The organism is Candidatus Poribacteria bacterium (assembly GCA_021295715.1).
Taxonomy (GTDB): Bacteria; Poribacteria; WGA-4E; order WGA-4E; family WGA-3G; genus WGA-3G.
Genome location: JAGWBV010000136.1, coordinates 7,717 through 17,397 on the forward strand (window position 1 = coordinate 7,717; position 9,681 = coordinate 17,397).

Sequence of the window (9,681 nt, forward strand, 5' to 3'; positions counted from 1 at the left end):
TCCCACGAGAATGTAAAGAGGTTAATAGTTTCCTCTCGTAGCACGTCAAATTGTTCATAAGGCACTTCGGTGCGGGGTCAGGATAGTGTCCCTTGTGCTTAGGCATCGTCAGACTTTCGTTTTTTCGGAGCGTAAGGTATCTTGCAACCTACAGGTTGCATGGCTTACCTTTTCGACTCCGATCCGACATTCTCAAAACAAAGCAATGTCGTTTGAGGTCCACGAATGCTTCTGTAAAGAAAAACAACTTTGCAGAGGAACCCGAATTCATTCGGGGGTCTATCACGGCATCCAGAGATTCCACTCCCCTTTTTTCTCCCATTTGCGACATGTGAGGCATAAACACATAGATCGGATTGCAAAGCGCGGGGTAGAACCGACATTCATTGCACCACAATGTGGCAATAAGTGATGGAAAAACAAGACATCTCCCTGTTTGGCAACAACTTCCATCGGTTCACCTAAATCCATCTTTGGAAATAGCGCGCCAACATCGCGAACATGGTTAGAAAATTTTGGGTTCTTCTTACGGAATTCTCGAATCCGTTGTGGACCTTCAGGCCATATCACAGTCGCTCCGCCGTGTGAATTCGCATCGGTAAGATAGGTTAAACTGGTTACTCGGAATGTCCCAGGATCCAGCCGTAAATCCCGAAAGCCGCCATCCAAGTGAGGGGACGGACATTTCCACTCGGAACCCGAAATAGGAAATTGATTGAGTGCCCAGACGCCATCCGGATGTTGACTCTTACAATGTGGAATCTCTGGATATCTGGAGGCGAGTTGCTTAATGATGGCGAGATACTCAGGTGTAAAACACGCTAAGACATCCAGATGGGTAACGCCGTAAAGTTCAACACGCCTTCCGTCTGCCATTTTCTCCATATAAAAGCCAGAGAGCGGCGGACGTTTGAAATGTCCCCATGAATCTGGATTCTCCGCCTCCATGCCCATCATTTTCCACATCGCTGTCTCTGCTTTTGTGACAGTCTCTTGCGGAATCAATCCGGAAAGCAGTAAATAGCCTTCTTCTTCAAATTGCGATAATTGCTGTTTTGAAATCATCTTTTTTAATCGTTATCAGTTGTCGGTCGTCGGTTAAAAGATTTTCGTTTAACAAAACCTTCTTGTAACTGATAACCGCTAACCGATACCTAACAACCACTCCTCAATCATCAATCGTGAATTTGGTAATATCAACAGAAGGTTCGGGATATCGCATGTCCAATTTTCTAAGCGTCTCAACGATACATTCCGTGATAACGAGGTTCCGATACCACTTCTTATTCGCAGGAATTACATACCAAGGTGCCCAGTCGGTACTACATTTCTGGAGCATCACTTCGTAAGCCCCCATATAATCATCCCAATAGGCACGTTCACGGACATCGGATTCCTCGACTTTCCAATGTTTTGTCGGATCGCTAATCCGAGATTCAAGACGCGCTTTCTGTTCATCCTTTGAGATGTGAAGGAAAAATTTCAGGACGACCGTTCCATTTTCAACGAGCATTTTTTCAAAATCGTTAATCTGCTGATAGCGCTGCGACCAGACCGACTCTGGCACCAAATCATGTACCCGAACAACGAGGACATCCTCATAATGCGAGCGGTTAAATATACCGATTTTCCCTCTCGATGGAACGGCTCTATGTGCCCGCCATAAGAAATCGCGAGAAAGTTCATCGGTAGAAGGGACTTTAAAGCTAACAACATCACATCCTTGGACGTTGATGCCAGCCATTACCCTCCGAATAGTGCCATCCTTGCCACATGTATCCATGCCTTGCAGAATGATGAGAAGTGCCTGCTGATTTCCAGCGTAAAGCAGTTCCTGCAGTTTCAGGAGTTGCTTATGGAGTTTTTTCAGCCTGCGCTTCGTTTGACTTTTTTTTTCGTAATCGCCCGTGAAATCGGGCACGTAATCGTTCAGATTGACGAGATCGCCGGGTCTGATGATATTCTTCGTCTCAAGTTCCATATTTTTAATAGTTGTCAATTATCAGTTATCGGTTATCGGTGGAATAGTTATAGGTCTTCAGAAGAGCGATCGCCGGCTGTCAGTTTATCGGTTGTCAGTTACAAGAGGACTTTGTTAAACGAAAACATCTTCACTGAAAACCGACTACCACAAGGGTTGCGTAGCAACCCGAACCGAAAACCAATTATTGTGACAAAAACTCGTAGTAATCATCAACGAGTCTACGATATTCAGGCGGGACATCCTCCTTTGTGACCTGAGTAAGCCGTTTTTTCTCCTGCAGCGTGTTAAGCCGCTCTTCGAGTGCGGATTCCAACTTATCGAGGTCCCTCACAACACGTTCATAATTAGGGAACGGATTTGAGCGATTTCCGGGTCGGTAGTCCATCGTATCAAGCATACCGAGCCAGAGTCTATCAATCTCTCTGTTTGACTCTGCACCCCCTACACGTGCTTCCTGATCTGCGGGTTGATCGGGATTTCCAGGTTGGTTTCCACTTTGCTGTTGTTGCATCGCCTCTTGTGCGCGTTGCATCCGCTCTTGAATCTGCTGCTGTTGCTCCGCGAGTTGTTCCCGCCGACGCTGCTGTTCCTCCGTCTGCTCCTGACCTTCCATGGCTTGAAGTTCACGTTGGATGTCCTCCATTTGTTCTCGCGCCCGTTGGAGTTGTTCAAGAGCAGCTGCAAGTTGCTCTTCTTCGGTAGCCGCCATATTGGCTCGCGCCTGCTGCAGATCCGCCTGTGTCTGTTCCAATGTATCTAAGACATCTTGCTGATTCTGGTCAGCGGCTCGGAAGCTACGCCACTGCAAGGCACGTTGTGCAGTCGCCATATCCGCTGTCGTCTGTTCTTCAGCGAGACGTCTTGTCGCATCAGCCACATTTTGGGCTGCCTCTGGATTGTCTGGCGCGAGTTCTTCTTGGATATTTCTCAGTGAGCGGTCAAGTGCCTCCAGATTGCGTTGAAGTTCGCGCTGTTGATTGGCAAGCTCAGACGCGCTTCGGAAATCCTCAGGACGCATCTCTGATTGCTCAGAACGACCTCTGAGCTCCTGTGTCTGCTGCTGAACATCAGATTGCGCTTCTGTCAACTCCTGAAGTTGCTGAACAGCTCTATCCAGTGCAGCGTCGGTGTATTCCGCAGCAACCTTTTCCAACTGTTCAACGGCTTCCTGAAGTTTTTCTTCCGCTTTCTGTCCCTTGGCGGCACTCAATTGCGGTTCTTCCTGTTGCATCGACTGTCCGGCTTGCTCCATCTGTTCACCCGCCTGTTGCATCGACTGTCCGGCTTGGTTTAGGCGTTGCCCTTGGGTGCCTTGTCCGCTCTGCTGCATGGTGTCGAGCTGCTGTGCCATCCGTTGTGCCTGTTGTGCCAACTGTCCCTGTTGTTGGCTATTTTGCTGCATCTCACTCGGTGAGGGTTGGTCTTCACGCCCTAACTGTTGGCTCTGTTGACTCAGTTGCTGCTGTTCCCCTAACATTTGACGCGCTTGATCCAACATCTCCTGCGCCTGCTCCTGCATTTCCGCGTCGAGTTCGTTCTGCTGATTCTCAAGCTCATTTTGCAGTTCCTCCATTTCAAGCTCAAGGTTCTCAGCAAGTTGAGGATTACTGTTCCGCATCTGCATTAGCACTTTGGGAATTTCAAGACTAACCTTTATGAGCAATTCAAGTGCTTCCTGTTCCGGTGGAATCGCTTCATCGGGACGGACAGCGTTCAAATTATCACTCGCCTCACCCATACTGTCTATTGCGTCCTCCAGGTTCATCAGAATCTCGGGCGTGATGGCTGATTCCCCTTGCATCGCAGCACTAAATTCATCTACAACCCGCTGCGTCTTATCCTTTAATTCGGTTTGTTTTTCGCCCGTTTTCCTGACCGCAGCCTGATATTTCTGGGTAACCGTTACAGGCTTCGTGTGAACGTGTTTCGATGTCTCTCGGATAATCTCCTTCTGCGAGCTAATTACATCCGAAAGTGGATTCGGCTCAGCCTCCCCGGGCTCACCTTCGCTTTCGCCTTCGTGGAAATCCTCATTAAAGGGACGGATTTCAATGAAGTAAATGTCGCTACTGGCTTCACCGGGACCAGTGCGTGTGTTATTATCAGTAGCATGCGCGTAGTAGGAGATAATGTCGCCCGGTTCAACGTCAAATTCCTCCAGATAGAAGGTATAGACACCATCTGCGTTGTGACGGGAATTAGCACCAGAGCGGGATCCTACAATCGGAGTGGAAACGGAAGATTCCATCACAAGTTCCTGTAATTCATCGGATCCCACGCGATACATCAGTTTTAATTCCGCAACGCCGTAGTCATCTGTTGCTTCAGCGACGATTTCCACCTCATCTAACTTCGTAACTTTCACATCTCGACCGGGCTCCGTGATAACGACTTCTGGCACAGCATCTGGAATGGCTTTGATTATGTATTCGATTGGTATTTCGTTGTTGAATCCATCAATACATAGCAGTTGAATAGCATAGCTTCCGTCCTCAACAACATCTATAGTGGTCGTAAGCGTATTTCCATTAATAGCTATCGGAAACCGTTGGCTATCCGTTTCCATCAGTAAAGAGGTTTCTGATGAAGCAGAACCCGCTTGCTGACTGCTGACCACTAACTGCTGATCGCTATTCCCGCTGATGGCCATTGACGCAGTTTGAATCGCTTTGTTCGTGGTAAGCCTTATCTCTGCTTGCGTGCCAACGACAGCACGAATATCCCCCGTCCCCGTTTGCACAACAGGCTTAAGACCGGTGTAGTCAGGATAAGTGTAAGCGACCGAAATTTCAGTCACCTTCGGCATTTCAAACACTTCAACGGTGTAGCGTTCTGAAGTCGCTTCGTTTGCAACGACATAGTATTCCATATCCGCATCAATGTTGAAAATTTCATAGGCAAACCCGCGTTTATCGTCCGGATTTTGCATCATGCCAATCGCAGTTTTGGGCTGTTGCTCGTTTTTCTCGGTTTCGGATGTGGAGAGTTGCTGTGCGCCAATATCATCATACGTCAAGACGACCTTTTCAGCGGATTTACCGGTGACAGTGACATGAATCGGTAGGCTCTTACCGCGGAGGATACGCGCATTTCCCGGCTCAACAGCGAGTCTGGTCGTCAAAATCGGATCCGTTTTCTCCCAAGGGACCAATACACGGAGCAGGCTCGTATGGATTTCTGTCGGGAACAACAATGAAAGGACCACACAACCGACAACAACCAAAGCCGCTATGCCGACATGCTTACGGGTTCGACTGTGATCAATCGTTGCCTTGAAATTGATGCCTTTCACGCGATCAAGGGTATCCTCAAGCAAGCGTTGAAGCATGTGTGCCTCAATCGGATCTGCCGATTCTCGGTTTCCGAATTGGATGGCACTCACGAGCCTATCTTCAAGGTCGGGATGATTGCGTTCAACATTGAGGGCGACATCTCGGAGCGTGAGCGATGCTCGGAGCGGTTGAACGAGATACCTATACAACAGGTAACCGATAACACCCACACCGACCCCTAATAAAGCGATGCGTAAAGCACTGGGGAGCGGCATCAGCCAATCAACGATGGCTTCCCCCACAAGTATAGCAATAACACCCGTCAAGACAATAGCAAACCCTGTCCAGAAGAGACTCCGTTTCCAGACCCGCCGTGCGCTTGAAATTCTCGCTTGTAATTCCGCGTAATCTTCTCTTGTATTCATCATTTTCCTCCACCGACATTATCCACGATTCATAAGATTCTACCGATTATCTGTCATCCACATATCTCTAAGAAGAACCAACCTGAAATAAAGTATCAACACCGATTCTTAATAGCCAAATGATTATTGCCGTGAGACATGCCTTTGTTTTACTGACTTCCGCGAGTGTAGAAACCGCCACAGTTAAAACAAAGATACTCCATATACCGTTGTGTAGAACCTATCAAAACCTATAGATCTTTGCGTTTGTGTCGACTTCCTGCTTCTTCGTTTCGTGCCGCTCAACGAGGTCTTACCGAAACTCCACAGGCGTTTCGCGTCTCAGACAGAACACAGGTTGATTGTTGCGTTAAGGTCTCTATCGCAGTCCAGGTCCACATTCGGAGCAATGATAGGTTCTCTCAGAGAGTGCCAAATCTGCCTTCTTGTGTCCGCAGTTGCTGCAGGTCTTACTTGAGGCAAAGAATTGCGGTGCCTCGGTTATCGGTATACCACGCCTATCTGCTTTGTATTTGAGTTTTGTCAGAAAACCGCCAAGTGCTGAGTCGGATAATGCTTTGGCAAGTTTCCGATTCTTGAGCATGTTGGTAATCTTCAGCGTCTCAATCCCGATAGCACTTGCTTTGCGTACAATCCGTATTGTTGCTTGGTGGTGAGCGTCTTCACGGATATTACCGATCCGTGTGTGGACAGAAGTGAGTATACGCTTTGCCTTATGCCAGTTCTGACTACCTTTCTGCCTGCGCGAAAGTCTACGATTGGCACGTGCTAACTTGCGTTCATATCGCTTCAGCGGGCAATGCGATATTGATAAAAAATATTACTGGATTCACCAAGATCGTATGCCACTAAGCCGCGAAGATATGTTTAAATGTGAGTGCCGCATTCACCTTGAAAACTCGCGATACCACGGTGAGTCCAATACTGAACACAACAGCACAGAGAATCCCAAGAATAATCCCACCTACCGCCACAAACACCATAGATGCTGCTTTGGTAGATCCAAACAACTTAATATCCGCTAAACTACCCGCATATTGTGGATTAATGAACTTCTGCGTAAACGGGAAAACTATCCATGCCAATACCACGACAAGAAAGCAGAAGACACCGAATGCAACTCCCCATTTTGGCTTAGATTTCAGCCGCGTAAATGTGGCTTTCGGGTTCGCAATGAGATCAATGAGATTTTGCCAGCTTTCTTTCATAATTCCGATGCTCAGGTGGCAAATACGACCTCAGGCAGAATACTAATTACCCACAGAATTACTGCAGCGACACGGGCTTTGTTTTTTTCCATATCGGCAAGTACAGCGATTGCTATTGCCATCACTGCAATTAGCCACAAACTCAATGGATTGATATGACTGAGAAACATCATTATTTTAGGGCTTGCATCACTTCCCAACAAGAGATGCAGCCCCGGAATCATTTTGAAGTCCGCGCCGTTTTTGACATCTCCTACATCTCTAAAAACAAGCAAAAGCGCGGTGTTGACGAGTTGTATGAGGCAACTGATCAGCGAGACGTGAAGAACAGCGGCATAGATATGCCGAAATCTTAACATCTCATTTTTTAAAAGAAACCGCGCCCCTAATTTGAGGACGGCACTGCTAATGATAAACCCCAGAATCGCAAAAACCGGCCCAAGCAAGATGATCAGGACTCCCATTACCCGAGCCATCGTTTGAAGTTGTTCGGTAGGTCCGTCACTCTGTGCCATACCTTTAGACATCAATTGTTGCGTGTAAGGCGAGACAGCCCATAATAGGAGCACAGAAAACAGGTAGAAGAAAATAAAGACTACTCCCCACCTCGGCTGTGATTTGAGACGCGAAAACGCGGCACTCGGTTCAGCAATGAGGTCCCCTATATTTTGCAAACTCTCCTTCATGGTTTCCCCCTTAAAAATTAGACCATATTCTCCTGAAATGGTTCTTATAGTAGAACCTGTAATTACTTATACACTCATAGGAGAAGAGTCGGGAATCGGAGTTTCCTCCTACAGCGGGCGGGAATCAGGGCGCGGGTTTCCCAAAATGTAAACTTATTTTCGGATTTTACTATAAAGATGTGTTAGGTTGGTATAAACACTGTACGCCAATCGTCTTAAGAGTACGGATAGTATAACAAATTCTAAACAAAAAAGCAAAGACATTCTCGCCTACGTTCAGAGGCATTCGGTCTTCGCTTCTCTACAATTATCCGGAAAAAATCACGATTTAGAGATATATCCTACAGAAAAATCTCAATCAGGCGTTTGTTCGGACAGTTCACTTTTTTCTGCCTCTAACTGTGCCTTCTGCCAACCGTAATCGACACCGCCGTCATAGAATTTGTCTGGATGTTCCACCGCCCAAATTTGCTTATGGATAATCCAGTTCTGTGGATCTAATGCCAAAGCCTTCCGCCATTCTGCCATCGCCTCCTCTTTTTTACCGACCTCCAACAAGACCAGACCCAGTTGGAAACGCGCAGCGGCTTCGGTGGTAACTTGAGCGTTCAGCGCATCTAAGGGTTTCACATCATGAAGCAACTTCACATTATAATCGGGGTCCGACAACCATTTTTCAAGCATCGCGAGGGTTTTTTGATCTGCGACATTGATGTTGAAAGGGGCTTTTACCAATCTCCCTGCTTCATCAATCATAACACCATAGGGAATAGCTTTGAGGTCGTAACGGTTCCCAAATGTATTTTGTGAATCAACAAGCGTGGTAAAATCGGCGTTTGCCGCATTATGCCAAGGACGTACAACGGATGCGCCTTGTGCATCGAGAGCAATAGAAACAAGGTTTAACTTCTCGCGATGTTTGGCGTAAAACTTCTGCCAGCCTGGCAGTTGTTCACGACACCCTCACCACGATCCCCAAACATAGAGGAGCGTCTTTTTCCCTCTGAAATCTCGTAAGCGTTTTTGTGTCCCGTCAAGGTCGGGGAGCGCGAATTCGGGGGCGAGGTGCATGGATTGAATAACCTCCAACTGGTTTGCTGATACTTCATAGACTTTAAAGCCGAAGGGGACCGCGGCACGCGCCGGTTGGACATAAGTTACACCATCGATCTCAACGACCCCCTTCTCGCTATCTTGGAATTCGAGTGGCACACATATTTCTGATGCTACACCCCCACAGAGAACTACCATCTTCGCCCCTTCCGGATACTCAACCTTTAAGCCGAGCCGCTTCGCGAAAGGTTCCAAAGGCACGAACCAGTTACCGTCTTTAAGAATAGGAGGCGCGGCAAATGTGACACGTTGGGCATTTATCGAAACCTGAAAATCCTTTTTGTTCATATTTACCTTTTCGGTAAACCCCATTTGTGAGCCGACTGCCCAAAAGAATCCGACTGCCAACACTATGGACACGCCCACAATTCTCAGTCTACGCGTTGATATTGCATGAATCACTGCGTCTTTTTCTCCCTGTGTTCCGAATCGTAAATTAGGAATTTAATGATCTCTTCCGCGGTCTTCGGGTTAAGCCCTGAACCGGGTTTCTGCATCATCTTATAGACATATTTCCGCCATTCCTCTGCGGTGAAAGTAGAATTAATGGGGCGTGCAACGGTGTGGCACCGGCTACATTTACGGGTAAAAAGCTCGTAAGTCTCCTGCATTTTTGGTGGATAGGTAGTAACATCAATAAAGTTGGGTCCCCTATCGGCTGGATAGGTTTTCGGGGTTGCCCGCGGTGCGCGCAAAGCGAAAATCATCCCAATCCCAACGAGGAGAATAACACCCAAGACAGTAATCCAGACAATAGGTTGTTTCATCTGTTAGTGAACTTATATCCGTTGTTTAGGACTTAACAAAACCTAAAGAACGTGATAAACTCTATAAAAACCTAACAAAGTCTACACTGTTCTTTGATTTTTGCCATAATTCCTGCTTCAACGCCCATTGCCTTTCAACAAGGGCTTACACGGACTCCACAGGCGTTTATCGTCTCGGTGCAACTCACCGCGACGGTGCTTTATGAGACAGGACACAAGTTGATTG

9 protein-coding genes are annotated in these 9,681 nt (G+C 47.3%); all 9 read right to left on the reverse strand.

The features are described from left to right. Positions 1-282: 282 nt before the first annotated feature. A complete protein-coding gene (locus J4G07_21580) occupies positions 283-1,065 on the reverse strand; it encodes a phytanoyl-CoA dioxygenase family protein (protein MCE2416576.1) in 783 nt (260 codons plus the stop codon). Between the two features lie 103 nt (positions 1,066-1,168). After that, entirely contained in the window at positions 1,169-1,981 is an 813-nt protein-coding gene (locus tag J4G07_21585) for a polyphosphate kinase 2 family protein (protein MCE2416577.1), read from the reverse strand. Positions 1,982-2,165: 184 nt separating this feature from the next. After that, a complete protein-coding gene (locus J4G07_21590; GenBank protein ID MCE2416578.1) occupies positions 2,166-5,684 on the reverse strand; it encodes a hypothetical protein in 3,519 nt (1,172 codons plus the stop codon). Between the two features lie 355 nt (positions 5,685-6,039). Continuing rightward, on the reverse strand, positions 6,040-6,489 hold the full coding sequence (locus J4G07_21595; protein MCE2416579.1) for a transposase: 450 nt from the start codon (positions 6,487-6,489) through the stop codon (positions 6,040-6,042). 40 nt (positions 6,490-6,529) lie between these two features. Beyond that, entirely contained in the window at positions 6,530-6,889 is a 360-nt protein-coding gene (locus tag J4G07_21600; protein MCE2416580.1) for a YIP1 family protein, read from the reverse strand. 11 nt (positions 6,890-6,900) lie between these two features. Further along, a complete protein-coding gene (locus J4G07_21605; GenBank protein MCE2416581.1) occupies positions 6,901-7,575 on the reverse strand; it encodes a YIP1 family protein in 675 nt (224 codons plus the stop codon). Positions 7,576-7,929: 354 nt separating this feature from the next. Continuing rightward, positions 7,930-8,331: a tetratricopeptide repeat protein gene (locus J4G07_21610; GenBank protein MCE2416582.1), complete on the reverse strand. Its 402-nt coding sequence runs from the start codon at positions 8,329-8,331 to the stop codon at positions 7,930-7,932. A 207-nt stretch (positions 8,332-8,538) separates the two neighbouring features. Further along, positions 8,539-9,090, reverse strand: a complete 552-nt coding sequence (locus J4G07_21615; protein ID MCE2416583.1) for a hypothetical protein — start codon at positions 9,088-9,090, stop codon at positions 8,539-8,541. After that, the gene (locus J4G07_21620; GenBank protein ID MCE2416584.1) at positions 9,087-9,455 is read right to left on the reverse strand and encodes a hypothetical protein; all 369 of its coding nucleotides are present in this window, start codon (positions 9,453-9,455) and stop codon (positions 9,087-9,089) included. The genes J4G07_21615 and J4G07_21620 overlap by 4 nt, the downstream gene beginning before the upstream one ends. Positions 9,456-9,681: the final 226 nt, after the last annotated feature.

Excerpts from the sequence above, each read along its gene's own strand:
- J4G07_21580 (MCE2416576.1), bottom strand. The coding sequence starts at position 1,065 with ATGATTTCAAAACAGCAATTATCGCAATTTGAAGAAGAAGGCTATTTA.
- J4G07_21585 (MCE2416577.1), bottom strand. The coding sequence starts at position 1,981 with ATGGAACTTGAGACGAAGAATATCATCAGACCCGGCGATCTCGTCAAT.
- J4G07_21590 (MCE2416578.1), bottom strand. The coding sequence starts at position 5,684 with ATGATGAATACAAGAGAAGATTACGCGGAATTACAAGCGAGAATTTCA.
- J4G07_21600 (MCE2416580.1), bottom strand. The coding sequence starts at position 6,889 with ATGAAAGAAAGCTGGCAAAATCTCATTGATCTCATTGCGAACCCGAAA.
- J4G07_21605 (MCE2416581.1), bottom strand. The coding sequence starts at position 7,575 with ATGAAGGAGAGTTTGCAAAATATAGGGGACCTCATTGCTGAACCGAGT.
- J4G07_21610 (MCE2416582.1), bottom strand. The coding sequence starts at position 8,331 with ATGATTGATGAAGCAGGGAGATTGGTAAAAGCCCCTTTCAACATCAAT.
- J4G07_21620 (MCE2416584.1), bottom strand. The coding sequence starts at position 9,455 with ATGAAACAACCTATTGTCTGGATTACTGTCTTGGGTGTTATTCTCCTC.